At 67.6% G+C, this 23,670-nt stretch carries 20 protein-coding genes, 4 tRNA genes and 1 pseudogene; 13 read left to right on the top strand and 12 right to left on the bottom strand.

Annotated elements, in window-relative coordinates:
- Positions 1-14: 14 nt before the first annotated feature.
- From phoU to ABGB19_RS07725, 4 genes are all read right to left on the bottom strand, one after another.
- Entirely contained in the window at positions 15-683 is a 669-nt protein-coding gene (gene phoU / locus ABGB19_RS07740; protein WP_347685281.1) for a phosphate signaling complex protein PhoU, read from the bottom strand.
- Positions 684-769: 86 nt separating this feature from the next.
- Positions 770-2,818: an LCP family protein gene (locus ABGB19_RS07735; protein ID WP_347685280.1), complete on the bottom strand. Its 2,049-nt coding sequence runs from the start codon at positions 2,816-2,818 to the stop codon at positions 770-772.
- A gap of 198 nt (positions 2,819-3,016) precedes the next feature.
- A complete protein-coding gene (gene dusB, locus ABGB19_RS07730) occupies positions 3,017-4,150 on the bottom strand; it encodes a tRNA dihydrouridine synthase DusB (protein ID WP_347685661.1) in 1,134 nt (377 codons plus the stop codon).
- 14 nt (positions 4,151-4,164) lie between these two features.
- Entirely contained in the window at positions 4,165-5,172 is a 1,008-nt protein-coding gene (locus ABGB19_RS07725; RefSeq protein ID WP_347685660.1) for an acyl-ACP desaturase, read from the bottom strand.
- A 189-nt stretch (positions 5,173-5,361) separates the two neighbouring features.
- On the opposite strand from ABGB19_RS07725, the gene ABGB19_RS07720 reads away from it, so the two are divergent.
- The 3 genes from ABGB19_RS07720 (at position 5,362) to ABGB19_RS07710 (ending at position 6,938) form a co-directional block, all read left to right on the top strand.
- Entirely contained in the window at positions 5,362-5,757 is a 396-nt protein-coding gene (locus ABGB19_RS07720) for a hypothetical protein (RefSeq protein ID WP_347685279.1), read from the top strand.
- 136 nt (positions 5,758-5,893) lie between these two features.
- On the top strand, positions 5,894-6,340 hold the full coding sequence (locus tag ABGB19_RS07715) for a PASTA domain-containing protein (protein ID WP_347685278.1): 447 nt from the start codon (positions 5,894-5,896) through the stop codon (positions 6,338-6,340).
- Positions 6,341-6,518: 178 nt separating this feature from the next.
- Entirely contained in the window at positions 6,519-6,938 is a 420-nt protein-coding gene (locus ABGB19_RS07710) for a hypothetical protein (protein WP_347685277.1), read from the top strand.
- 3 nt (positions 6,939-6,941) lie between these two features.
- Here the strand turns inward: ABGB19_RS07710 and ABGB19_RS07705 are convergent, their stop codons facing one another.
- A complete protein-coding gene (locus ABGB19_RS07705) occupies positions 6,942-7,526 on the bottom strand; it encodes a TetR/AcrR family transcriptional regulator (protein ID WP_347685276.1) in 585 nt (194 codons plus the stop codon).
- Positions 7,527-7,599: 73 nt separating this feature from the next.
- Here ABGB19_RS07705 and ABGB19_RS07700 point away from each other — a divergent pair, with 73 nt between their 5' ends.
- Positions 7,600-8,604 (top strand): oxygenase MpaB family protein, encoded by a 1,005-nt coding sequence (locus ABGB19_RS07700; RefSeq protein ID WP_347685275.1) that lies wholly within the window; start codon positions 7,600-7,602, stop codon positions 8,602-8,604.
- Positions 8,605-8,617: 13 nt separating this feature from the next.
- On the opposite strand, the gene ABGB19_RS07695 is transcribed toward ABGB19_RS07700, so the two are convergent.
- Entirely contained in the window at positions 8,618-9,286 is a 669-nt protein-coding gene (locus ABGB19_RS07695) for an arsenate reductase ArsC (RefSeq protein WP_347685274.1), read from the bottom strand.
- 86 nt (positions 9,287-9,372) lie between these two features.
- On the opposite strand from ABGB19_RS07695, the gene ABGB19_RS07690 reads away from it, so the two are divergent.
- Entirely contained in the window at positions 9,373-9,543 is a 171-nt protein-coding gene (locus tag ABGB19_RS07690) for a hypothetical protein (protein WP_347685686.1), read from the top strand.
- Positions 9,544-9,581: 38 nt separating this feature from the next.
- Here ABGB19_RS07690 and ABGB19_RS07685 read toward each other — a convergent pair.
- From ABGB19_RS07685 to ABGB19_RS07675, 3 genes and pseudogenes are all read right to left on the bottom strand, one after another.
- Positions 9,582-9,740, bottom strand: a pseudogene (locus ABGB19_RS07685) (aquaporin); the annotation flags it as partial.
- Between the two features lie 53 nt (positions 9,741-9,793).
- Entirely contained in the window at positions 9,794-10,150 is a 357-nt protein-coding gene (locus ABGB19_RS07680) for a metalloregulator ArsR/SmtB family transcription factor (protein ID WP_347685273.1), read from the bottom strand.
- Positions 10,151-10,211: 61 nt separating this feature from the next.
- A complete protein-coding gene (locus ABGB19_RS07675) occupies positions 10,212-10,673 on the bottom strand; it encodes an ArsI/CadI family heavy metal resistance metalloenzyme (protein WP_347685272.1) in 462 nt (153 codons plus the stop codon).
- 100 nt (positions 10,674-10,773) lie between these two features.
- Here ABGB19_RS07675 and ABGB19_RS07670 point away from each other — a divergent pair, with 100 nt between their 5' ends.
- The gene (locus ABGB19_RS07670) at positions 10,774-11,133 is read left to right on the top strand and encodes an Rv2640c family ArsR-like transcriptional regulator (protein ID WP_347685271.1); all 360 of its coding nucleotides are present in this window, start codon (positions 10,774-10,776) and stop codon (positions 11,131-11,133) included.
- 5 nt (positions 11,134-11,138) lie between these two features.
- On the opposite strand, the gene ABGB19_RS07665 is transcribed toward ABGB19_RS07670, so the two are convergent.
- A tRNA-Lys gene (locus ABGB19_RS07665) sits at positions 11,139-11,214 on the bottom strand.
- Positions 11,215-11,256: 42 nt separating this feature from the next.
- Positions 11,257-12,762 carry an RNA-guided endonuclease TnpB family protein gene (locus ABGB19_RS07660; protein ID WP_347685270.1) on the bottom strand — a complete coding sequence of 502 codons (1,506 nt, stop codon included), beginning with the start codon at positions 12,760-12,762 and terminating at the stop codon, positions 11,257-11,259.
- A 127-nt stretch (positions 12,763-12,889) separates the two neighbouring features.
- On the opposite strand from ABGB19_RS07660, the gene ABGB19_RS07655 reads away from it, so the two are divergent.
- From ABGB19_RS07655 to ABGB19_RS07635, 5 genes are all read left to right on the top strand, one after another.
- A tRNA-Glu gene (locus ABGB19_RS07655) sits at positions 12,890-12,962 on the top strand.
- Between the two features lie 34 nt (positions 12,963-12,996).
- Positions 12,997-13,073 (top strand) — tRNA-Asp (locus ABGB19_RS07650).
- A 42-nt stretch (positions 13,074-13,115) separates the two neighbouring features.
- Positions 13,116-13,192, top strand: a tRNA-Phe gene (locus ABGB19_RS07645).
- A 111-nt stretch (positions 13,193-13,303) separates the two neighbouring features.
- Positions 13,304-15,910: a LuxR C-terminal-related transcriptional regulator gene (locus ABGB19_RS07640; RefSeq protein WP_347685269.1), complete on the top strand. Its 2,607-nt coding sequence runs from the start codon at positions 13,304-13,306 to the stop codon at positions 15,908-15,910.
- A 351-nt stretch (positions 15,911-16,261) separates the two neighbouring features.
- Positions 16,262-17,851: a hypothetical protein gene (locus ABGB19_RS07635; protein WP_347685268.1), complete on the top strand. Its 1,590-nt coding sequence runs from the start codon at positions 16,262-16,264 to the stop codon at positions 17,849-17,851.
- 1,429 nt (positions 17,852-19,280) lie between these two features.
- On the opposite strand, the gene ABGB19_RS07630 is transcribed toward ABGB19_RS07635, so the two are convergent.
- Positions 19,281-20,924 (bottom strand): cytochrome bc complex cytochrome b subunit, encoded by a 1,644-nt coding sequence (locus tag ABGB19_RS07630; RefSeq protein WP_347685267.1) that lies wholly within the window; start codon positions 20,922-20,924, stop codon positions 19,281-19,283.
- Positions 20,925-21,163: 239 nt separating this feature from the next.
- Here ABGB19_RS07630 and ABGB19_RS07625 point away from each other — a divergent pair, with 239 nt between their 5' ends.
- Complete coding sequence (locus tag ABGB19_RS07625) at positions 21,164-22,108, top strand: hypothetical protein (protein ID WP_347685266.1); 945 nt, start codon at positions 21,164-21,166, stop codon at positions 22,106-22,108.
- Positions 22,109-22,113: 5 nt separating this feature from the next.
- Entirely contained in the window at positions 22,114-23,655 is a 1,542-nt protein-coding gene (locus ABGB19_RS07620) for an MFS transporter (protein ID WP_347685265.1), read from the top strand.
- Positions 23,656-23,670: the final 15 nt, after the last annotated feature.

Genomic DNA, 23,670 nt, shown 5'->3' with positions numbered 1-23,670 from the left:
GCGTACGAGGGCACTCAGCGGGAGGCCGGCAGCCCTTCCTCGTCGGGATGCTTGCCGGTCACCTGGAAGATGACCCGGCGGGCGACCTCGACTGCATGGTCGGCGAACCGCTCGTAGAACCGACCCAGCAGGGTCACGTCGACGGCGGCGGCCACGCCGTGCTTCCATTCGCGGTCCATCAGAACCGTGAACAGATGGCGGTGCAGGTCGTCCATCGCGTCGTCTTCCTCGCTGATCCGGGCGGCCTTCTCCGGGTCGCGCGTGACCAGCACCTCCTGCGCGCTGTTGCCCAATTCCACCGCGAGACGGCCCATTTCGGCGAAGTAGCCGTTGACCTCCTCCGGCAGGGCGTGCTGCGGATGGCGGCGTCGCGCGATCTTGGCAACGTGCAGCGCCAACGCGCCCATGCGGTCGACGTCGGCGACGATCTGGATCGAGCCCACGATGGCGCGCAGGTCGCCCGCGACGGGGGCCTGCAGCGCGAGAAGCACGAATGCCGCCTCCTCGGCGCGGGCGCTCATGGCCGCGATCTGCTCGTGGTCGGTGATGACCTGCTCGGCCAGTACCAGATCCGCCTGCAGCAGCGCCTGGGTCGCACGCTCCATCGCCGCCCCGGCCAGCCCGCACATCTCGCCCAACTGGCTGGTCAGGGCATCCAACTGCTCATGGTAGGCGGTACGCATGTGTCAAGCGTACGGCCATTCCGGCTGAAACGGCATGCGGGTGAGGGTGAACGAAAGGTGAATGCCACCTGCCGAAACGCTGTGGTCTATTCGCAGGTGGTGTCCGCGGCGTTGGTGACCGCGAGGTCCTCCGGTAGCTGCGTCGGCGTGCTGTTGGTGCCGTGGACGACGTGCACCTGCACCGGTGAGCCGCTCGGCGAGGGGGGTGCGACCGAGTAGAAGTCGGTGCCCAGCACTACCTGTACGACGTCGCCCTTGCCGGACACCCGCTCGATGGTCGGGTTCGCGAACGCCGAGGCCACCGTGGCGGCGGCCTCCTCGTTGCCGGGTGAGAAGAACACCGTCGTCGAATCCAGCGGGCCCGGATAGTCGTCGGGGGTGGTGACGTTGAAGCCGTGGGTCTGCAGTTCGCCGGCGGCGGTGGCCCCCAGGCCGTCCTGGCCGGTCGAGTTGGACACCTGCACCGTGATGTCCTGCGGATCGGTGGTGACCGCGTCCACCAGTTCGCTGGACGGCGCCTCGTCGTGGGTCGGCTCGGCCGCGTTGGTGGTCGACTCCGGGGTGCCCGGCACCGGGGTGTTGTCGGCGTTGCGTTCCTCGGGCAGCGGATCGTCGTTGATGATGGCGTCGAAGATCGCGTCGTTATCCTCTTCGCGCAGTTGCTCGTTGCCGAACTCGTCCATGTATCCCGTGGTGGGGACGGTCAGGAATGTGATCCGGCCGGCCGCGATGCCCTGGATCGACTGGCCGAGCGTGACGAGGTCCCTGGTGTCCATGTTGTCGACGTAGCTGTCGTTGATGAACATGTTGACCACGTTGTTGAGCTTGGACAGCGAGAAGAACACCTCCTTGGAGATCATCGAGCGCATCAGCGACGCAAGGAACAGCTGCTGGCGCTTGATTCGCCCGTAGTCGCCGTTGGTCTCCGTGACCACCTGCCGCGCGCGCACGTACTGCAGCGCGGTGTGCCCGTCGACGACCTGCCGCCCGGCGGTCGGCAGCACCGTGCCGAGCTCGTAGTCCTCCAGCGGGGTGGTGCTACACACCTCGACCCCGCCGAGGGCGTCGACCATCTTGGAGAAGCCCACGAAATCGACTGCCATGAAACGGTTTATCGACAGACCGGAGATCTTCTGGACCACCTTCACCAGGCACTTGGGGCCGCCGACGGCGTAGGCCGAGTTCAGCTTGTACTCGGTGTAGACCTCATCGGCGCCGTACATGGGTGACTCGGGATCGGTGATCGGCCCGTACTCGCCGGTCTGGGGGTCCCACGGCTCGCACTGCATCGGCTCGATCTCGAGGTCGCGTGGAAATGACACGGCAACCACGCGTTCCCGGTTGGCGGGGATGTTGACCAGCATCACGGTGTCCGAACGTGCTCCGGCGGCGTCCTCAGTGGTGCCCGCGCCGATCTCGCTGTTCTCGCCGATGCGGCTGTCGACGCCGACGATCAGGAAGTTCTCGTCACCGAACTGTGCGTTCGGATCGATGATGTCGCGGGAGTCCGGGTCCAGGGCCGAGACACGGTTCAGCATGTTGTTCTTGGCCGACTGCCACTGCCATGCCCCGCCGGTCATCGCGAGCGCCAACACCGCCAGCACGGCGGCCGCCGCACGACCGGCCACCATCGTCCTGCGCCGGCCGCGGCGCGATCGCTTCGGAAAGTCGCCGCCCGAGGCCGCATGCGCCGCGGGGACCCGGCGCGGCCTGCGGACCAGGGCAAGGTCGGGCAGTTCCGAGGCGGCGGCCCGAATGACCGGCAGGATCTCGGTGTCGTGCTCGTCGTCGTCGGTGGCGCCCGGGGGCTCCTCCCGCGCGGGCACGGGCGCGATGATCTCGGTGGGCGGCGCGGGTGGCTCGTCGTCGTGTTGGGCGCGACGGCGGCGCAATCCCGGCGGGACGGCGGTGTGGCCGGACACCTTGGCGATCAGGTCGGCGACGGTGACGCCGTCGGTGTGGTTGCCCGGCCGGTCTGTCGTCGTCTCGGTGTCGGCTTCTTCGCTATCGGGTGAAGGTTTGCGCTCCCACGGCGCGGCGCCTGGCGAAGGCCGCTGACTTCGGGTAAGCCACTTGTTGTCGGCAGCGCCCGACGAGCCAGCAGACTCAGGAGTGGCGTTGTCGCCGTCACTCATGATCTTCCTGCCTCCGACCCGTCGTCGAGTTGAGCGCATACATACACACGGTGCCGCGCGCCTTTGCGTCAGCACCTGGATGGCTCCGCACGGGGAGCGCATTACGAACGAGACTCATATCGTACTGAGACATCCTGAGAGATGTGATGTCAGAGTCGTCTCAGGACGGAGACGACTGGGGGACGGCCTGGGACTGGGTCAGCCTCCCGAGTGCATGACTTCCGCGCCTGCGGGCACCGTGCAGTCGTCGGGATCGGTCAGCCATCCCTCGGGCAGGGCGACCCCCGCGGGTGATCCCTGGCGCCCGCGCGGGCCTGTCGCCGCGTCGGGGAAGGGCACTGCCGGGTCGAGCTGTTTTACCAGCGTCCTGAGCTCGGCCAGCGTCTTGACCAGCGCAAGGGCCCGCCGCAACTCGGCGCCGGCCGGGAATCCGTGCAGGTACCAGGCGATGTGCTTGCGCATGTCCCGCATGCCCTTGTCCTCGCCGAAATGCTCGGCGAGCAACTCGCCGTGGCGCACCATGATCCTCATTACCTCGCCCAGGGTGGGTGGCGTGGGCATCGGCGCTCCGGTGAAGGCCGCCGACAGTTCGGCGAACAACCAGGGCCTGCCGAGGCAACCGCGACCGATCACGACGCCGTCGCAGCCGGTCGCGGCCATCATGGCTGTGGCGTCGCTGGCCTCGAAGATGTCGCCGTTGCCGAGCACGGGCACGGCGGTGACGTGCTGCTTGAGCGCGGCGATCTGGTCCCAGTCCGCGGTGCCGGAGTAGCGCTGAGCCGCGGTGCGGGCGTGCAGGGCGACCGCCGCCGCGCCTTCCTCCGCGGCGATCCGGCCCGCGTCCAGGTGCGTCTGGTGGGCGTCGTCGATCCCGATGCGGAACTTCACCGTCACCGGGATGCCGGTGCCCTCGGTGGCGCGGACCGCGGCCGCCACGATCTGGCCGAACAGCCTGCGCTTGTAGGGCAGCGCCGCCCCGCCGCCGCGACGGGTGACCTTGGGCACCGGGCAGCCGAAGTTCATGTCGATGTGGTCGGCCAGGCCCTCGTCGGCGATCATCTTCGCCGCGGCGTAGGTGTTGTCCGGGTCGACGGAATAGAGCTGCAGCGACCGCGGTGTCTCGTCGGGTGCAAAGGTGACCATGTGCATGGTGGCCGGGTGCCGCTCCACGAGCGCCCGCGCGGTCACCATCTCGCACACGTACAGCCCGCTCACCGTGCCGGCGCGGGCCAGTTCCAGCTCGCGGCACAACGTGCGGAAGGCGACGTTGGTCACGCCCGCCATCGGGGCCAGCACGACCGGGCTGCGTAGCGCGATGGGCCCGATCCGCAGATCGACAGCCTCGGCTAGGACGCTGAAGCCGCTGATGAGGCGAGCACCTTCTTCGCGGTGAGCTTCTCGGCCTTGCGGGCCTCGCGCTCGAGGCGGCGCTGCTTGGACTCCTCGAACTTCTGCGAGGCCTCCTCGAGCTCCTCGACGAGCACGCCGAGATCGTCGCGCATCCGCGCGGCCTCGCCGGTGAAGTCCTCGCGCTCGAAGATCCGCCACTTCTTCAGCACCGGCATGACCACGTCATCGAGGTGGATGCGGGGGTCGTACACGCCGCCGACGGCGATGATGACGGCCTTACGCCGGAACTCCGGAACGGTGTATCCGGGCATCTTGAAATTGCGCAGCACCCGGTGCAGCGAGTGCATCGCCTGGTCGGGGGCGATCGCGAAGCCGGCGTCCGACACGTCGCGGTAGAAGATCATGTGCAGGTTCTCGTCGGCCGAGACGCGGGCCAGCAGCTGGTCGGCGACGGCCTCGTTGCACGCCTTGCCGGTGTTGCGGTGCGACACCCGGGTGGCCAGCTCCTGGAACGTCACGTAGATGACCGAGTCGAACAGGCTCTCGGCGAACAGATCACCCTGCTGGTTCTGGCCGGGGGAGAAGCCGCGGGTCATCTGCTCGATGCGCAGCTGCTCGAGTTGGATGGGGTCGACGGCACGTGTGACGACGAGGTAGTCGCGCAGCGAGATGCCGTGCCGGTTCTCCTCGGCGGTCCACCGGTTGACCCACTGGCCCCAGGCGCCGTCCATGCTCATGTTCATCGCGATCTCGCGGTGATACGAGGGCAGGTTGTCCTCGGTCAGCAGGTTCTGCACCATCGCCACCTGGGCGACTTCCGACAGCTGAGACTGCTCGGGGTCCCAGTCCTGGCCGCCCAGCGCGTAGTAGTTCTTGCCGTCGGACCACGGAATGTAGTCGTGCGGGTTCCAGTCCTTCGTCATCGACATGTGCCGATTCAGAAGCTTTTCGACGACGGGCTCCAGCTCGTGGAGCAGGTGCAGGTCAGTCAGGTTCTCGTGCATAGCCACTCCCCCATTATCTGTACCTGTTGGTTGCACTCAATATATCTGTGTACTTCGGTGACATTCAAGCCACCGCACCTAATGTCACATTGGCCACTTTCGGCCCATCCGTACGCGGTAGTATGCCCGCGGGCAAAGCGTTCACGCCCGAACCAGGACACGAGACTCGGAGGACGGGCACGAATGCAGATGCGAAATCTCCTGGCCGGTGCGGTGGCCGCCGCGATCGCGGCAAGCGCCGCCCTGTTCGGCGCGGGGTCGGCCAACGCCGTTCCGGACGTCGTGGACCGCCCCTATAAAGACGCCAAGAAGATCATCCAGCGCTCCGGTGGCACCCCGGTCATCGCCGCGAAGTTCGGGAACGGCGCAGACGAGGCCAATTGCCTGGTGACCAATGCCTGGGACGCGGGGTATCCACGGGTGAACTCGCGGGGCCGGATAGCCAACAACAGGGACGTCCTGGTCGCGCTCAACTGCAACGGCAAGTTGGCCGCGCCGGGATCGGCCGGCAACTCCGCGCTGAGCCCGGTCGGCCGCGAGGCGAAGGCCGAGCAGGAACGCAAGGCCGCCAGGGCCGCGCAGTAGGCGCCCGGCCAGGAGCAATCGGCGCAGGCGGCGACGCCCGGCGCCTAGGCGGCTTAATGCTGGCGTAACAGGTGGTTACGCAATAGGCTTTCGCCCATCAACGCGATAGTCATCGCCTGAGGTCCGGAGGTCGGCCGTGAAGAGGGTCATTGTCGTCGGGCTGGGTTCGGCATTCGTCGCCGCGGCTACGGTTGTGTTCGGCGCGGGCACGGCTGCGGCCGCACCCGACGTTGTCGGCATGACGTACTCCGACGCCAAGAAGGAAATCAGGGACGCCGGCGGCAAGGCGGTGATCGCGAGCCGCGTCGGTGACCAGCTCGACGAGAACAAGTGCATCGTCACCAACGTCTGGGACTCGTCGTTCCTGCGCATAGCAAGCGCCGACAACAACGAGATGTCGGTCGCGCTGAACTGTGCCGGCGAATACGCGACAGCCACCAACCCGGGTTTGTCAGTGGCCAACCCGCTGGGGCGGGAGGCGAAGCAGCAGGACGAAGAGGAAGCCGCCAGGAAGCGCGCTGCGCGTCAGGCCGCTCAACAGGAGGAGCAGGAGCTCGCCCTGGCCGCGACGCCGGGCGCGTAACCCAGCGTTGATCCGGCGCAGCGGATTTCACCTGCGCGTAATTTCAGCGACCCGCTGCGTTCACACTGCTCCGTGACAGTTGCGTGGATACCACGCCCGGGGCAGCAGGCGTCGATGATTGCACCGCAGCGCTTTTCGTCTGCGTCTGCCCCGGATGAACTCACGGAGGCGGACTGTCATGCGGATGCAGGTGTTGGGACTCGGTGCGGTGGCGTCTGCCGCGGTGACGATGGCGCTCTTCGGAACCGGTACGGCAGCGGCCGCTCCGGACGTCGTCGGTCAGACGTACTCCGACGCGAAGGATGCGATCGAGGAAGACGGCGGCTCGGCCGTGGTGGCCGCGCGGGTGGGCGACCAGCTTGACGAAGGCGACTGCATCGTCACCAACGCCTGGGACGCGTCGTTCCTGCGCATCGACGCCTCGGACGAATCTCAGATCCAGGTGGCGCTGAACTGCGCGGGCGAGTACGCGACTGCCACCGATCCCGGCGCATCCGTCGCCAGTCCACTGGGCCGGGTGGCCAAGTCCAAGGCCGAGGAGGAAGCTGCCGAGCAGGAGGAGCAGGAACTCGCCGAGGCCGCCACGCCCGACGAGTAGCCCTCAGTAGCTCGACACCCGCCCGAGCAGCATCTCGACGCAGTAGTCGATGAACTGCTCGCGGGTGGCGGTGAGCCTGTCGTTGAGGTAGGCGGTGAACAGCGCCGTCAGCGCGCCGATCAACCCCGTCGCCACCATGGTGGCCATTGCCGGATCGGTGATGCGGGTCAGCTTGTGTTGCAGTAGTTCGATGAAGCTGGGCATCCACTCCGCGCCCGATCGGGTCAGTATGGGCTCGACGGCGGGCGCCAGCAGCAGCACCCGGCCGCGGGTGGGGTCATCGACCATCAGGGCGACGAACCGCTCGACGGCATCCCGCGGTGTCTCGGCCGTCATCAGCGTCGACATCGCCCGGGTGCACACGTCGTCGTAGACGGCGCGGACGAACTCGTCTCGGTCGGCGAAGCTCTCGTAGAAGTAGCGTTCGGTCAGCCCGGCCGCCCGGCACACCGCGCGCACAGTGAGCGAGGGCCCCTCGGCACTTCCGAGGAGTGCGACGCCGGCGGTGATCAGCTCGTCGCGCCGCAGTACCTGGCGGTCCTGCAGCGGAACGCCGGACCACCGGCCCCGTCGTTGACCCGAAGGCACATTCCTCCTAAGCTCCAATGATGACAACACCCGTAGTCAGAATCTCTCGCGCTGACCGGATGGAAGTACATCAGTGACTCAAGATACGTCTGAGACGTGCCCGGTGACCAGCGAGTCCCCGGTGGTGTCCGGCTGCCCCGTGACCGCAGGCGGCTACGACGCACCGCCGGAACCGCTTGGCCCCGACTCCCTGACTTGGAAGCTGTTCGGCGACTGGCGCGGGCTGCTGCAGGGGCCGTGGGCCGGTTCGATGCAGAACATGCACCCGCAGCTGGGCGCCGCGGTCGAGCAGCACTCGATCTTCTTCCGGGAGCGGATGCCGCGGCTGTTGCGGTCGCTCTACCCGATCGGCGGGGTGGTGTTCGACGGCGACCGTGCGCCGCAGACCGGCGCCGAGGTGCGCGACTACCACATCGGCATCAAGGGCACCGACGACCTTGGCCGCCGGTACAGCGCGCTGAATCCCGACGTCTTCTACTGGGCGCACTCGACGTTCTTCATGGGCACGATCCTGACCGCCGAGCATTTCGGCGACGGGCTGACCGAGGCGCACAAGCGGCAGCTGTTCGACGAGCACATCACCTGGTACCGCATGTACGGGATGAGCACGCGGCCCGTGCCCGAGACGTGGGAGGACTTCCAGGTCTACTGGGATCACATGTGCCGCAACGTCCTGGAGAACAACTGGGCAGCGCGCGAGGTGCTCAACCTCTCGACGATGCCCAAACACCCTTCTCTGCAATGGATTCCGGATTGGCTGTGGCGTCTGCAGCTCAAGGTGCTCGAGCCGTTCGCGGTGTGGGTGACCGTGGGGCTCTACGACCCGCCGGTCCGCGAACTGATGGGCTACTCCTGGTCGCGGCGCGACGAGCGGCTGCACTGGATGTTTGGCCGGGTCGTGAACCTCGCCTTCAAGCTGTTGCCGAAGCGGCGGCGCTATCACCCGCGCGCCCGGGCGGGTTGGGACCGGATGAGCGGACGCATCTCCGCCGACGCACCGCTGGTGCACACGCCAGCGCGCAACCTGCCGCCGCTCGACGCCAGGGAGAGCCCGCACCACTACTGCCCGGACGTGTAGAACGCGCCGTGGGTCACGACGTCGGGGTGATCCCGAGCTCGGCGAGCAGGCGGCGCACCCGTTCCTCGATGTCGTCGCGGATCGGACGCACGGCGTCGACGGACTGGCCCGCGGGGTCAGGCAGTTCCCAGTTCTCGTAGCGCTTGCCGGGGAAGATCGGGCAGGCGTCGCCGCATCCCATGGTGATGACGACGTCGGCCGCCTGCACGATTTCGTCGATCCACGGCTTCGGGAACTCGCCGGTGATGTCGATGCCCACCTCGGCCATGGCCGCGATGGCCGACGGGTTGATCTCATCGCCGGGTTCGGAGCCACCGGACCACGCGACCGCGTCCTCGCCGGCCAGGTGTGTGAAGTACCCGAGCGCCATCTGCGAGCGCCCCGCGTTGTGAGTGCACAGGAACAGCACGGTGGGTCTTCCGTCGGACATCGTGCCCTCGATCCTGGCGAGCGCGGTGAGGCGTTGGCGGGCGAAGCGTTCGGCCAGCAGCGGTAGGAAATTGGGCACCGTGGCCCGGCCGGCGAACTGGTCATAGGAGGAGTGCAGGAATCTCTCGATGGTCTCGACGCCGAACGTGCCGTCGAACTCCCGCTGCAGACGCGTGGCGGCGGTTTTCAGCCCGACCTGCTGGTCGATCGACAGGTCGCGGCGCAGGTGATGGGTGGCGGGCGTGTCGGTCATGCGGAGCTCCTCTGTTCGGCGGGGGTGCAGGGTCACGATGAGGGACGACGACGTCGTCGGCGCTGCGTGCGGCGTCTGGGTACAGGGTGGCCACGAGCGCTAATCCGACGAGGGCGCCGATGATCTGGGCGGCGACGAACCCCGGCACCGAGCCCGGTGCGATGCCGGCGAAGCTGTCGGAGAACATCCGGCCGACGGTCACAGCGGGGTTGGCGAAGGAGGTCGAGCTGGTGAACCAGTACGCCGCCCCGATGTAGGCACCGACCGCCGCGGCGGACAACGCCGCCCGACCGGTGCGGGCCAGCGCGAAGATGAGCGCGCCGGCGATGCCGCCCGCCACCTGGGCAGCCGTGTAGGACGCGGCGTGACGGCCGCTGATGCCGGTGCCCGCTCGTCGGCCCAGCAGCCAGTCCGCCGCTGAGACAACGGGATTGAAGTGGGCGCCGGACAGCATGGCGGTGCCGGTGAATTCGGCTAGCAGTCGGCGCGGTAGCGCGACAGGGCCGCTCACTGTGAGCTCCCGGCGCGACCATCGACATTCAATACGGACGAAAGCTGTTGCAGCGCATCGGGAACCGCTCGGTAATACACCCATGATCCCCGGCGTTGACTGTCGAAAAGCCCCGAGGTGCGCAACACCTTGAGGTGGTGGGAGATCGTCGGCTGGGTCAGGTCGATCCCGGTGGACAGCTCGCAGACGCAGACCTCGCCGCCACCGTGGCTGGCGACCACGCTCAACAGCCGCAGCCGAACGGGGTCGGACAGGGCCTTGAGTTTGGTCGCCAGCTCGGCGGACAGGGGCCCGCGCGCCAACGGTGCGATCACGCAACTGGACGGTTCGGCGACCGCCGTTGGCTTCGACACTCATCGATATTGACGTATATCGAATCAGCGCGCAAGCGAACAGTCGGTGAACGCGCGTCGGTCAGCAGCAGGCGGCTTTGCTTTCGTCGGTCGCCGTGGCGCCGCAGCAGACGTCACCGTCCGAATCGCCGGGACGTTGCGGGCTGGTGCCGAAGTTCTCCGAATCTTCGAGGACGGTGTAGACCTCCCACTTTTCGCCGGCGGGTCCGGTGACCCAGACCTTGTCCTGCTTGGCGAAACAGCACGTAGTGCCGATCTCCTCGTCGGTGAACAATCCCTCGCCGGCGAGGCGGGCGATCTCGGCGTGCACGGTCTCGCTCGATTCGACCTCGACGCCGAGGTGGTTGATGGTGCCTCCCTTACCTGGGTTCTGCAGCAGCACCAGCTTCAGCGGCGGTTCGGCGATGGCGAAGTTGGCGTAGCCCTCCTTGACCTTCGCGGGCGGGCTGTTGAACAGCTTGCTGTAGAAGGCGACGGCCTCGTCGAGGTCGTCGACATTGAGGGCGAGTTGAACGCGGGACATGACGGTTCCTCCATACTTGTGAGACATATATCGAAGTAGCGCGCTACCGTAACCATGCCACGTTTTTGATATATGTCAAGAAGGATGGCATGATCGTTCCATGCCCAAGGCGCTTCCGATGATCGACATGTCCGCCCCGGTGTGCTGCGCGCCGGTGGCGGCCGGCCCGATGAGCGACGACGATGCGCTCGCGGTGGCCTTGCGGCTCAAGGCCCTCGCCGACCCGGCGCGGGTGAAAATCATGTCGTATCTGTTCGGCTCCGCGGCGGGTGAGGAGAACAGCGGCGACCTGGCGGCCGCCCTCGGGTTGTCCGAGTCGACGGTGAGCCACCATCTCAGCCAACTCCGGCGCGCCGGGCTTGTCGAGTCCGATCGGCGTGGCATGAACGTCTTCCACCGCCCGCACCGTGGTGCGCTCGGCGCACTGTGCGTGGTGCTGGATCCCAACTGCTGCCTATAGGGGTGTGGTGCCCCCGCGGAGTTTCGATCTCCGTACCCGCTGATTAAAAGTCAGCTGCTCTTCCGAGTGAGCTACGGGGGCGCAGCCACTCTATCGGAGGGTAGGCGGCGTCTACCAACTGAGCTATGAAGCGTGCCCGACGGTAAAACGGGTGAGCCGTGGGCACCGCCCTTCTCGGGCGTCCAATAGTTCACGCGGGGTGTGAACTCCGGTTCCCGCTTCATTCAGGCTGGCGTCGCCGGCACACCGAGGGTGCTGGACGGCGTCAGCCTGTCGGCGGGCATTGGTGACCCGGCCCCCTGCTTGGGGGTCCGGAGATCGATTCTGGCCGTAGGGTTTCTGCGCCCAGCGCGCCAGGTTCACTGCCGCGTTGTGGTCACGGTCGGCGGCGTGCCCGCATTCGCATGTGAACGATCGGTCTGCGAGTGTCAGCTCAGCGCTGATCGAACCACAACCGGCACAGGTCCTGCTGGAGGGGAAGTAGCGGTCGACCAGCACCAACTGCCCTCCGCGCCAAGCCTGCTTGTAATTCAACATGCGGGCAAACTCGGCCCACCCAGCGTCGGAGATCGCTTGCGCCAAGCGGTGATTGGCGAGCATCCCGGTCACGTTCAGATTCTCGATTGCCAGCCGGTCGTGGGTCTTGACCAGCGAGTTGGAGACCTGATGCAGGTAGTGCCGCCTGATGTTGGCGATACGGTAGTTGTGCCGTCGCAGATGTGAGACAGCCTCTTGGTGGTGGCGAGATCCCTTCCTCTTCTGTGTCACTTTCTTGGAGAGTCGTCGGTGCCGGGCCATCGCCGAGCGGAGAGGTTTGGGTGCGGCATCGAAGCGTGCGACTTCGGTGCCGTCGTCGGCTGCGGCGACCGCAAATGCGGTCCCGCGATCCACACCGACCCAGCCGCCGTCATCACCGTCGGCGCGAGGCGGATGGCAATGCAGCGGGTGCAAGTCGGCGGCCTCGACGCTCAGGGACACCCACCAGCGGCTACCGCGATGACTGATGGTGGCGAACAGAATCCTGGCGCGGCCGTTGGCGAGCATTCGACGCAGCCGCCGGGTGTCGTCGTGAACAGTGATCGTGCCGATTCGGGGCAGGGTGATCGCGCGGGTCCGGCTGTCGTCGCCGACGCGGATCGCTGGACGCCGGCCCTCGCGATTCGTATTTCGCAGCCGGAACGACCCTAATCCGGCGGCCTTCTTCTTGAATCGCGGAAATCCGACGCGCCTTCCCTTGCGTCGTCCCGAGCGAGAATCCGACCAGGCCGCCAGGGCGCGGCCACAGTCAACAGCTGCTTCCTCGGATACCTGCTGACAGACGTCCCCCCGCCAGGAGAGGCCAATCGCCCCGACCTCGACTACGCCGTCGCTGGCGACGGCCCACACCCGGCCGGCGGCTTCGGTCTTCTTCCAGCGGTTGAATGCGTTGACCAAGTCGAACCCGGTCCAGGGCACCACCAGCTTTGGATCAATCTTGCGGGCGGTCAACGCGGTTTTGACCATCCGGAGGCACTGGTTGTAGGCAAATCGCGCCGCGCCCGAATGCCGGGCCAGCGCGTCGCGCTGCTCGGTCGTCGGATCCAGACAGAATCTGAATGTGGTGTGGCGGGCCATGCTGCTGGCGAGCATTCCATTAACGACCGACAAGTAGCCTTCCGCCGTTCGGAGGCTCGTTTGAGGATTCGGGTGCCGGTGCCCTAAGCTATCGAGGCTCCCAACGTCATCGCGTTGCGAGTACCCCGGAGAGATTCGGCTGGCCCCCTTCGTCTAGCGGCCTAGGACGCCGCCCTTTCAAGGCGGTAGCGCGGGTTCGAATCCCGTAGGGGGTACACGTGGCGCCCCGTACGATGGGTGGCACAGCAAGGCCCTGTGGCGCAGTTGGTTAGCGCGCCGCCCTGTCACGGCGGAGGTCGCGGGTTCAAGTCCCGTCAGGGTCGCCATCAATTGGCGAGGCACCCACGGTCGGCAGGCCGGTGCCTTCCGGCCAGGTAGCTCAGTTGGTACGAGCGTCCGCCTGAAAAGCGGAAGGTCGCCGGTTCGATCCCGGCCCTGGCCACCATGTATCGCCGCACTGCGGCGCTGGGCGCTGCCGGGACCCATAGTGGCCGCGAAGAGAGCGGACCTTATTATTGACGCATCAACATCTAGATCAGTTGGTTAACATTCATCGGTGCTCGATCACTGGCCGCTGATCGGGCGGAGCACCGATATCGCCGCGCTCATCGGCCTGATCACGGACGAGTCCTATCGCGGCACGGTGTTGGCCGGCAAGCCCGGAGTGGGCAAGTCGCGGCTCGCACGCGAGGTGGTTCGGGTAGCGACCGACGAGGGCTGGACCGTGCGACGGGCGGCCGCCACCGCAACCAGCCTCCCCATTCCGCTCGGGGCGTTCGCTCAGTGGAGCCACGAGCCCTACGGTGCGCCGTCGGCTCTGGCGCACGCGGTCATCGCGTCGCTGATCGCGGATGCCGACGCGGACCGCCTCCTGGTCTTCATCGACGACGCGCATCTTCTCGACGACCTATCGGCTCTGGTCGTTCACCTGCTCGTGCACTCAACGGCCGCGAAGGTGATCGTGACCATCCGGGCCGGCGAGACCCCGCCGGAAGCGGTTACCGCATTGTGGAAGGACGGCCTCATCCGCCGACGAGAGGTTGAGCCGTTGTCCCGGCGCGACACCGACGCGTTGCTGGCGGCCGTGCTTGGCGCCCCACCGGATCGGAGGTCCGCCGACCGGCTCTGGCGTCTGTCTCAAGGCAACGTCTTGTTTCTGCGCCAGTTGCTCGAACACGAAAACCGCGCCGGCCGGATAATGTCACGCGACGGCGCCATTCACTGGGTCGGGGGCAGGGCCGTACCGGGGACCCTCGCCGAACTGGTGGATATGCAGCTCGGAACTGTCGCCGAAAAAGTCCGCGACGTCGTTGATCTCGTCGCAGTGGCTGAGCCCGTCGACTGGCATTGCCTGCGGATGCTCGCCGATCAGGTCGCGATCGAAGAGGCTGAACAGCGCGAGCTGATTTGGACTTCGGATGACCTCGTCTATGTCGGCCATCCTCTGTACGGCGAAGTGCGTCTGAATCGTTGCGGGCCGTCGCGGCTGCGGCGGTTGCGGGGCGAGGTCGCCGCGGCGATGAAGAGCGAAGGCGGAGCTGCGCAGCTCATACGGCGGGGACTGCTCTGGTTGGAGTCCGATTTACCCCCCGAGCCGGACGTATTGCTGTCGGCGGCCACGGCGGCGACGTCACTGATGGACTTCGAATCGGCCGAACGGCTGCTCGCGGCGGCTGCGCGCGTCGACGGTGGCGCTCAGGCTCGGGTGCAGCTGGCCTACAACCTGCTCATGTCCCACAAGAGCGAGCGGGCGTCGCAGGTGTTGGACGGCGTCGGCGCCGAGGATAGGTCGTCTTCGATCTTTCTCAACGACGTCGTATTGCGTGCGGCCAACCTGCTGTGGTGGATGCGTTCACCGCAAGAGTCTTGGCGGGTCATCGACGAGGCCCTCTTGACTGAGCGCGGGCCGCGCCGGCAACCACTGTTGGTCTTTCGAGCTCTTCAATTATCAATGGCCGGAAGGCCTTACGAGGTGCTCGATGTGATTGCCGGCGTCGAGGACCGCTTTCTAGATGCCTTCGGCAAGGCGATCGGACTATGCGTGCAGTGTCTGGCGTTCGCCGAAATCGGGCAGCCCGACGAGGCGGTGTCGCGGGCTGTCGAATGCCGCAGGGTGATCGCAACGACCGAGCAGAGCAAGCTGCTCAACTTGTTACTACTCGACTGCCACACCTTCGCGCTGACCGCTGCTGGGCACCTCCATGAGGCCGTCAAGGTGGCCGGCGGCTATCTGCGGGAAGAGCAGTCCGGCCCTGCCTCCGCACATGCGGTGATATCGGAGATCGTGGGAGGGGCATTGTTGGCCGCCGGTGATCTCGAGGCCGCGCTGCGCCACCTGCCCGCCCAGCTAGGCGTAGATGCGGCAGAAGCCAGCCGTTTCCAGCTGGCGTACAGCTTCCAGCGGTATTACTTGTGGCGGGCGCAGACGCTGGCTCGGTGCGGTGAGGCCGACGCGGCCGAACTCGCGCTCAAGACGGCGCGTGCCCATCGACACCCGGCCGATGAATACGTGAGGTCGACAGAACTCCTCACCGAGGCCTGGTCCGCGGCGGCGCGCCACCGACTGACCGTGGCGCGCCAACTCGCCCGAGACGCAGCCCAATTCGCTCGTGAACACGATCAGCTGGCTCGCGAAGCCTGGTGCCTGCAGACCGCCGCGCAATTTGACGACACCCAAGGAACTGACCGGCTCGCCGAGTTGGCGGCTCTGGTCGGTGGTCCCCGCGTTGCGGTGGCGGCGCGGTACTCGGCCGCACTGAGCCGCGACGACGCGCTGGGACTAGACCTGGTGTCAACCGACTTCGAGATGATGGGTGATCTGCTGGCCGCCGCCGATGCGGCTGCTCAAGCGGCGACCTCGCACCGTCGGGACGGCCGGACCGGCAGTGCCCTGACCGCCGAGGCGCGCGTACGGCGGCTGGCCGAGGCGTGTGGCGGCGCGACGAGTCCGGCGATAGTCGCCGCCTCCTTTGCGGCCCCGTTCACTCATCGGGAACTCGAGATCGCCCTGTTGGTGGCGCAAGGCATGTCCAATCGCGACATCGCCGATGCGGTGTCGCTGTCGGTGCGGACGGTGGAGGGTCACATCTACCGTGCGAGTGCCAAGGCCGGTGTGGCTCGACGCGCCGAGCTGGCCGAGGTAATCCGCACACTTCACTGTTGATCGCCCGCTCGTCGTGCGACCGGAGTGGCTAGGTAGTCGCAGCCGGGACGCCGCAAAAGACAGGTAGTTTGCTCCGCCGCCCCGGGGGAGTGCTGCCGTGATAATTGACACGCGTGTTACGGGGCGAGCCCGTCGCCGATTGACGAGGGGTTTGCCGTGAGTGCTGTGCGGAGTATCGGGCGTGTCGGTGGGTTGGCAGTGGCGCTGGGAGTCGGAAGCATGATTGCGTGCCCACTCATCGCGTGGGCTGATTCAGGTGCTGAGGCTCCGGGCATTGCAGCACCGCATTCGACCTCGGCGCGCACCGCATCGCCGGTGAACGGGTGTGCTGATCCGTTGTGCTTATTGCTGGTGGGTCCAAGCGGCTCGTCGGTGTCGGCGCCGCTCGGCGCACCGCAGATACAGGGCGCACTGTTCGCTTCGTCGGCGGTCCCGGCGGGGCTCGACCCGGTGTCGGCGTTCATTCGTCTGTTCATCAGCAACGGTGCCGATGCGGCCGCCGACTGTGTCGGGTCGGCGTGCAACGGCGGAAACGGCGGGTGGTTGATCGGTTCCGGCGGCGACGGCGCCAACGGCGGCAATGGGGGCAACGCCGGATTGTTCGGCACCGGCGGTGCCGGTGGTGATGCGGTCGCGGGTTCGGGCGATGACGGCGGTGACGGTGGCCGGGGCGGGTTCTTGCTAGGGGACGGCGGCGCCGGTGGAGATGGCGCGGCGGGTACGACCGGACCAGACGGTGGTGCGGGTGAGGCCGGGACGGCCGGTGGTGCGGGCGGCGCCGGCGGAAGTGGCGGGGATGGCGGCCTGTTCGGCGGCAGCGGCGGATCCGGCGGTGCCGGCGGTGTCGGCGGTGTCGGCGGTGCCGGCGGCACGGGCGCGGACGGATCCGGCGTCACAGCATCCGGTGACGGCGAGGCCGGAGAGGCCGGAGGCAGCGGTGGTGCCGGCGGTCTTGGAGGTAGTGCCGGTGCCGGCGGTAACGCGGGGTTCTTCTTCGGGGTGGCCGGCGCGGTTGGCACGAATGGTGACGGCGGCGCCGGTGGCGACGGCGGCAGTGGCGGCGACGGGGCCGACGGAGCCGACGGAGCCGACGGGGCCGACGGAGCCCCTGCCGTCGGTGACGGCGGTGACGGAAACATCGGCGAAGACGGTCAGGCCGGCGGTGACGGCGGCAACGGCGGTGCGGCAGGACTGAAGGGCACGGGGGGCGCAGCGGGGACCGGCGGCACCGGTGGGCTGGCCGGAACCGACGGAGACGCGGGCAACCTCGGCAACGGCGGTGACGGCGGCGACGGCGGTGACGGGGGCAACGGTAGCGACGGCGCCGCAGGCAGCGACGGTTTGAACGCCGTCGCTGGCGGCGACGGCGGTGACTCAGGGAGCGGGGGCGCAGGCGGAATCGGCGGCACCGGCGCCATCGCGGGAGTCGACGGCGACCCAGGTGTGGGCGGTGATGGCGGCGACGGAGGCGACGGCGGATCCGTCTCCTCCTCGGCGGGAAACACCACTGCCGGCTCCGGCGGCGCCGGCGGCGACAGTGTCGACGGCACGGGCGGTGACGGCGGCGACGGCGGTGACAACACGAAGCCCGACGGGGGCAGCGGCGCAGGCATAGCCGGAAATGGTGGCAGCGGCGGCAACAGCGTGAGTGGCACGGGTGGCACCGGCGGAACCGGTGGCACCACCACTGTGATTGACGGTTCGGGAGCCGAGCACCGCGCCGGCGACGGGGGAGACGGCGGCGACAGCGAGACGGGCGACGGCGGCGACGGCGGTGCCGGCGGTGATGCGGTCGAGATTGGCGAACAAAGTAGCGCTACTGTCACCCCGGGCACCGGTGGAGATGGCGGCGACAGCCAAACCGGCACAGGCGGCGAGGGCGGCGCTGGTGGCGCTCCGAATGGGGCCGCCGGGGCCGACGGCACCAGCGGGACGGCGTGATTCGGCACCGGCGGTACCGACGGGAGTTCCGGCGCCGAGGAGTCGACACGCCGTAACTCGTTTCGCTGAGTGGCCTGCGGGCGGGGACGGACACGTCTCCGCCCGCCACTTCGTCGGCTCGGCACGGGAACTCGCACGCGGGTCGAATAGACTGCATCGCCGGTTCGATTCCGGCCCAGCCACCTCAGACGGCTGGTTCGCAGCGCTTCCTTCTGTCACGCGGCGCCCCTGCGCACGCACCTGGCCCCGGATGGTCTTGACGTCTTGAGTCATCGGTGGCCGCAGGTGGCCCAAGGGCCCACCGCCCACGGGTGCGAGTTGTCTTGCGCTGTTGTGTAATCCACAGGTTGGTCCGAGCATCAGTAGCCGCGGTGGGTTCCGGCTGTCAGGTACTGCTGGACAGCGGCGACCTTCAGCTTCGACTGGCGGGACCCGGCGCCGTGGCTTCCGGCGGCGGCGGGGGCGGCGGCATCCACAGTGTCGCTTGCGACTCGGGTGGGAGGACAGGTGGTGCAGCGGGGGCTCGTTCGGCCTCCTCGGCCGGGGGCGCCACGCAGCCAGCCTCCCTGTTGAAACCTGCGCCCCAGACTCCACCGGATCTCTCGCAGCAGAACCTTGCTTCGTCGACCAATTGCTGGTCGCTGATCACTCCGAGGACGTTCAGTTCACTCCTGCCGTTGAAGCAGGAGTCGTATGAGCCGACATCCCACTCTCGAGGTTCGGCGCACGCGGTAGCGGGGTCGCCGACGGCGGTGCCGGTGAAGGCTGCTGCGCCGGCGAACATGGTGGCGAGTGCGACACGGCGCAGATAGATGGGCACGCGTGGTGTCATGGGTACTCCCGGGGAGTTCGGCTCTGTGGCCTCGAGCAAGTCCCCGATTGACGGAAGGTCACCACGACTGGCGTCGTTGGGGCTAACTGTGCACTCTCCAGCTGCGCATGTCTAGCTGCGGGCTCGCCCAGTGATTGAGGGACGCCATCTCACCGGACGTTGTCGGGGCCGCGAAATGGCCCTTGCGGGCGGCGAACTCGGGCCGGAGCTGCTTTCTTAACTACAGGGCTGCTCCCGTCGCTCGCCTAGCGAGGGCGCGGACGCAGCCTGCCCCATCTCCCTCACCTAGGTCGCGCTAACCGACGCCGGCAGCTCAGACCGGTGCCCGGCGAACCATCGCGCAGGGGCCAATGCACGGGGCTCTCGCCAAAGGCGGGGGTCGGCGCTTGAACACGCAACACCAATTTTGGTCCACGCTGTACTGCCAACGCCGGACCGAGTCGAGAAGTCGCACTCAGTGGGAGGACGACTGGTGCGAGATTACCTTAGCTGCACGCCTTTTAAACAGGCATCGGGCGAGCAATCTTCGAGATGGCTCGGCCACCGGGAGACGTGCGGTGCGGGCCGCTGCCGTCGTCGGCTCGACCCGACCCGACATCACGTCGATCCGTTGCGGTGACCGTTCGACGATCCGTTGCGCGTCTGATGCTCGGCAAGCGCGATCAGGGCCTTGCGTTCGCCGGCATGTTGGGCGTCGGTCAGCGCCTCGTGCTCGTGGGCCGGGTCGGCGAACAGCAAGCTGCCGCTTCCGGGCGCGCCCGCCGAACCGAGCTTGTTCATCCGCTTGGGCACCGGGGCGCCCTGGTATGGGAGCGGAATTGGATGGCCGTGCTCGTCCACGGGACCCAGCGGCTGGTGCAGTTCGAGGTAGGCGCCGGTGGGAAGCCGCTTGATGATGCCGGTTTCCACGCCGTGTTCGAGCACCGCGCGGTCGCTGCGCTGCAGCGCGATGCACCACCGGTACGTCACGTAGTAGACGATCGCGGGCAATACCACCATGCCGATGCGCCCGATCCACGTCGTCGCATTGAGTGACACCTCGAACTTGTAGGCGATGATGTCGTTCATCGCGCTGAACGTCAACACGATGTAGAACGCGATCGCCATCGCGCCGACCGCGGTGCGCACCGGAACATCCCGCGGCCGCTGCAGCAGGTTGTGGTGCGCCCGGTCACCCGTCACCCTCTGCTCGATGAACGGGTAGATCGTCAACAGGATGAACACCAGGCCCATGATCACCGCCACGGCGACCGCCGAGGGGACCGTGTAGTCGCCGAGGTAGAGCTCCCACGCGGGCCACAGCCTGATCAGCCCGTCGGTCCACATCATGTAGAAGTCGGGCTGGCTACCCGCAGAGACCTGAGAAGGCTTGTAGGGGCCCAGATTCCAGATCGGGTTGATCTGCAGCACCCCGCCCATGATGCCCAGCACGCCGACGGTCATCGCGAAGAACGCGCCGGACTTGACCGCGAACACCGGCATGACGCGCACGCCGACCACATTGTGCTCGGTCCTGCCCGGCCCGGGGAACTGCGTGTGCTTCTGGAACCACACCATGGCCAGGTGCAGGCCGATCAGGGCCAGCATGATGCCCGGGAAGATCAGGATGTGGATGGCATACAGGCGGGGGATGAGGATGTCACCGGGGAAATCGCCGCCGAACAACGCCCAGTGCAGCCAGGTGCCGATCACGGGCATTCCCAAGGTGATCGACGACAGCGCCGCGCGGATGCCGGTGCCGGAGAGCAGGTCGTCGGGCAGCGAGTAGCCGAAGAATCCCTCGAACATGGCCAGGATCAGCAGCAGTGAGCCGATCACCCAGTTCGCCTCGCGTGGCCTGCGGAACGCGCCGGTGAAGAAGATGCGGGCGAGGTGCACCATGATCGACGCGGCGAACAGCAGTGCGGCCCAATGGTGTACCTGGCGCACGAACAAACCGCCGCGCACCTCGAACGTGATGTCCAGCGTCGACTCGTAGGCCTTGGACATCGTGACGCCCCGCAGCGGCTGGTAGACGCCGTCATAGGTGACCTCGGCCATCGACGGGTCGAAGAACAGCGTCAGGTACACGCCGGTGATCAGCAGCACGATGAAGCTGTACAGGGCGATCTCGCCGAGCAGGAACGACCAGTGCGTCGGGAAGACCTTGTTCAGTTGTCGTCGCACCGCCGCCGAGGGGTGGTAGCGCGAGTCGATGGCGTCGCCTTGTCGGGCGGCGACGTCGGACAGTGTGAAATTCATTGCGCTGCTCCTTTAGAAGCCACGCGGGGCTGGTCGCCAGTTTGCCCACGAGCGCGGCGTCGCGCCCGTCGCGGAGGCCCGATCGGCACATTCGTCACACTTCAGTCATCTCTTCGCCGTGACGGCAGCCGCGCTCCGGGCAATTCCGACTTCACCCAATCCTGCATCGATTGTGCAACGAATAACTGACGTCAGCGAAGGTGGGTGGCCGGGGCCGCCCGTGTCGAAGGGAACTGTTCATGTCCAAGCACAACGCGCCGAGGTCCGGGTCTCGGGTGAGTGTCCGCGCGTACCTTCTCGCCGGGGTGTCGGTGATGGGAGCAGGGGTTATCGCCGCCGGTTCCACCGGCGTCCCGGTTCCCGATCCGGACACGGCATCGACGACGCTGGCCGCGAGCGCGGGCGACGCCATCCCCTCGGCAGCGGTCGCCATCACTCCTGCGCCCGCCGACGCCGACCCGGATGCAACGGTGGCAGCGGCGCTCGCCGCGCAGTCGGCCGCGGCGCCGCAGGCGGTCCCGAGCGGTTCGGGCCTCCAGTTGAGCCTGCTCACCGGCACCCCGAACCTGGGCTTCGACAACGACGGCGCCTTCAACACCGGCATCAACAACAGCGGGGTGGCCAACACAGGCGTCGACAACGAGGGCGACTACAACATCGGCGCCGACAACGTCGGTGACTTCAACATCGGCATCGGCAACACCGGGAACTTCAACGTCGGCTTCGACAACGAGGGCGAGTTCAACGTCGGTGGCGGCAACAACGGGATCCGCAACTTCGGCTTCGGCAACAGCGGGAACCTGAACCTCGGCGTGGGCAACACCGGCGACCTCAACATCGGCATCGGCAACACCGGCACCGGCAACATCGGCTTCTTCAACACCGCCGACTACACCATCGGCGCCTTCAACGTCGGTTTCCAGTACGCGTCGTCACCGACCACGTCCGGCGTCACGTCGACTCGCACGGCGGACGAGGCCGAGAGCGGCTCGGCCATCCGCGTGAGCACCAAGGACGGCAACAAGGTCGAACCCGGCACCGTTTCGAGCGTCGCCAGCGGCACCGGTGACGCGAAGGCCGGCGACGACGAGCCGGCTGACACCGGGCAGGACGAGGGCGATGACACCGGCGTCACCGGCAGCGGTGCAGACGCGGGCGCCCACTCCGACGGCGGCGACGAGTAACTCCGTTGGTCAACATTGAAACCCCGCGCTCGCCGGCCACCATCACCGGCGAGCGCGGGTCCCTCTGGACCCTGGTGGTGGGCTGCCTCGGGGTGGCTCTGGTGGTCGGGTCGATGGTGGCGTTCAACACCGCACTGGGTGATATCGCGGTCGCCACCTCGGCCACCCAGACTCAGCTGAACTGGATCGTCGACGGCTACACCGTCGTGCTGGCGTGTCTGCTGCTTCCCGCCGGCGCCATCGGCGACCGGTACGGCCGGCGGACGACGATGCTCGCCGGCCTGGCCGTGTTCTCGCTGGCGTCGGCGGCGCCGGCGATGGTCGACACCCCGACGGCGATCATCGCCGCGCGCATGCTGGCCGGGGCCGGGGCCGCCTTCGTCATGCCCGCGACGCTGTCCATGCTGTCGCGGGCGTACCCACCGGATCAGCGCTCCCGAGCCATCGGCATCTGGGCGGCCGTGGCCGGCAGTGCCGGGGTACTTGGGCTCGTCGGATCCGGTGTGCTGCTGAGGTTTTGGGACTGGCAGGCGATCTGCTGGACGCTCGCGGCATGCGGCTTGCTGGTTCTCGTCGCGACCTCGACCATCCGGCAGGTGCGCGACGCCGACGCCGGTCCCGTCGACTGGCTGGGCGCAGTGCTCGTGGCCGCGGCGGTCGCTCTGGTGGTGACGGCGCTCCTCGAGGCGCCCGTTCGGGGCTGGACCGACATGAGCACCCTGGGGCTTCTGGCCGTCGGCCTGCTGGCCGCGGCGGCCTTCGTGGTGGTCGAAGCGCGCCGACGCAACCCGCTGCTTGATCCGGCGTTGTTCAGGGACCGGGCCGTGGCTGCGAGCGCGGTGACCATCACCGCGATCTTCGCCGCGACGTTCGGCTTCTTCTACCTCGGCATGCAGTACGCGCAACTGATCCTGGGCTACTCGGCGCTGGCGGCCGCCATCGCCTTCGCGCCGTTCGCGGTGCCGTTGGTGGCGTTGTCGTTGCTGTCGTTTCGCTATACGCCCCGCTGGGGACTCACGCGTGTCCTGGTGACGGGCATGGCGGTGATCTCCGCCGGTTTCGGCTGCCTGCTCCTGCTGGGGCCGGGCTCGTCATTCGTGGCGCTGATGGTCCCGACGGTGATCATCGGCTCCGGGATCGGGCTGTGCACCGCGCCGGCGACGACGACGATCATGCTGTCGCTGCGCGACGAACGGCAAGGCGTCGCATCGGCGATCAACGACACCACCCGCGAGTTGGGTGCCGCGGTGGGCATCGCCGTGGCGGGGTCCGTGCTGGCCGAGCGCTACACCTCCGAGGTGGCACCTCAGCTGTCGGCGCTGCCGGCACCGCTGCGCGAGCAGATCGCCGACGGGTTCGGCAAGGCGGTGCACATCCTCGAGGGGCTGGGGCCGCAGGCGGCCCCCATCCTGGAGTCCTCGCAACGCGCCTTCGTGACCGCTATGCATTCGTCGGCGCTGGTCATCGCGCTCATGGCGGCCGCGGCGGCGATCGTGGTCGCGGTGATCGGCAGGAGCGGAGCCGACACGTCGGCACCGCCCGGTTAGCGTCGCGCCGAGCTG

The organism is Mycobacterium sp. B14F4 (genome assembly GCF_039871645.1).
Lineage (GTDB): Bacteria > Actinomycetota > Actinomycetes > Mycobacteriales > Mycobacteriaceae > Mycobacterium.
The sequence above is the reverse complement of the archived record's forward strand: the minus strand, read 5'-3'. Positions and strand labels throughout refer to the sequence as shown.

Bases quoted from the DNA above. Each gene is read 5' to 3' on its own strand.
- phoU (WP_347685281.1), bottom strand. From the start codon at position 683: ATGCGTACCGCCTACCATGAGCAGTTGGATGCCCTGACCAGCCAGTTG.
- ABGB19_RS07735 (WP_347685280.1), bottom strand. From the start codon at position 2,818: ATGAGTGACGGCGACAACGCCACTCCTGAGTCTGCTGGCTCGTCGGGC.
- ABGB19_RS07725 (WP_347685660.1), bottom strand. From the start codon at position 5,172: ATGCACGAGAACCTGACTGACCTGCACCTGCTCCACGAGCTGGAGCCC.
- ABGB19_RS07720 (WP_347685279.1), top strand. From the start codon at position 5,362: ATGCGAAATCTCCTGGCCGGTGCGGTGGCCGCCGCGATCGCGGCAAGC.
- ABGB19_RS07710 (WP_347685277.1), top strand. From the start codon at position 6,519: ATGCGGATGCAGGTGTTGGGACTCGGTGCGGTGGCGTCTGCCGCGGTG.
- ABGB19_RS07695 (WP_347685274.1), bottom strand. From the start codon at position 9,286: ATGACCGACACGCCCGCCACCCATCACCTGCGCCGCGACCTGTCGATC.
- ABGB19_RS07675 (WP_347685272.1), bottom strand. From the start codon at position 10,673: ATGTCCCGCGTTCAACTCGCCCTCAATGTCGACGACCTCGACGAGGCC.
- ABGB19_RS07670 (WP_347685271.1), top strand. From the start codon at position 10,774: ATGCCCAAGGCGCTTCCGATGATCGACATGTCCGCCCCGGTGTGCTGC.
- ABGB19_RS07660 (WP_347685270.1), bottom strand. From the start codon at position 12,762: ATGCTCGCCAGCAGCATGGCCCGCCACACCACATTCAGATTCTGTCTG.
- ABGB19_RS07630 (WP_347685267.1), bottom strand. From the start codon at position 20,924: ATGAATTTCACACTGTCCGACGTCGCCGCCCGACAAGGCGACGCCATC.
- ABGB19_RS07625 (WP_347685266.1), top strand. From the start codon at position 21,164: ATGTCCAAGCACAACGCGCCGAGGTCCGGGTCTCGGGTGAGTGTCCGC.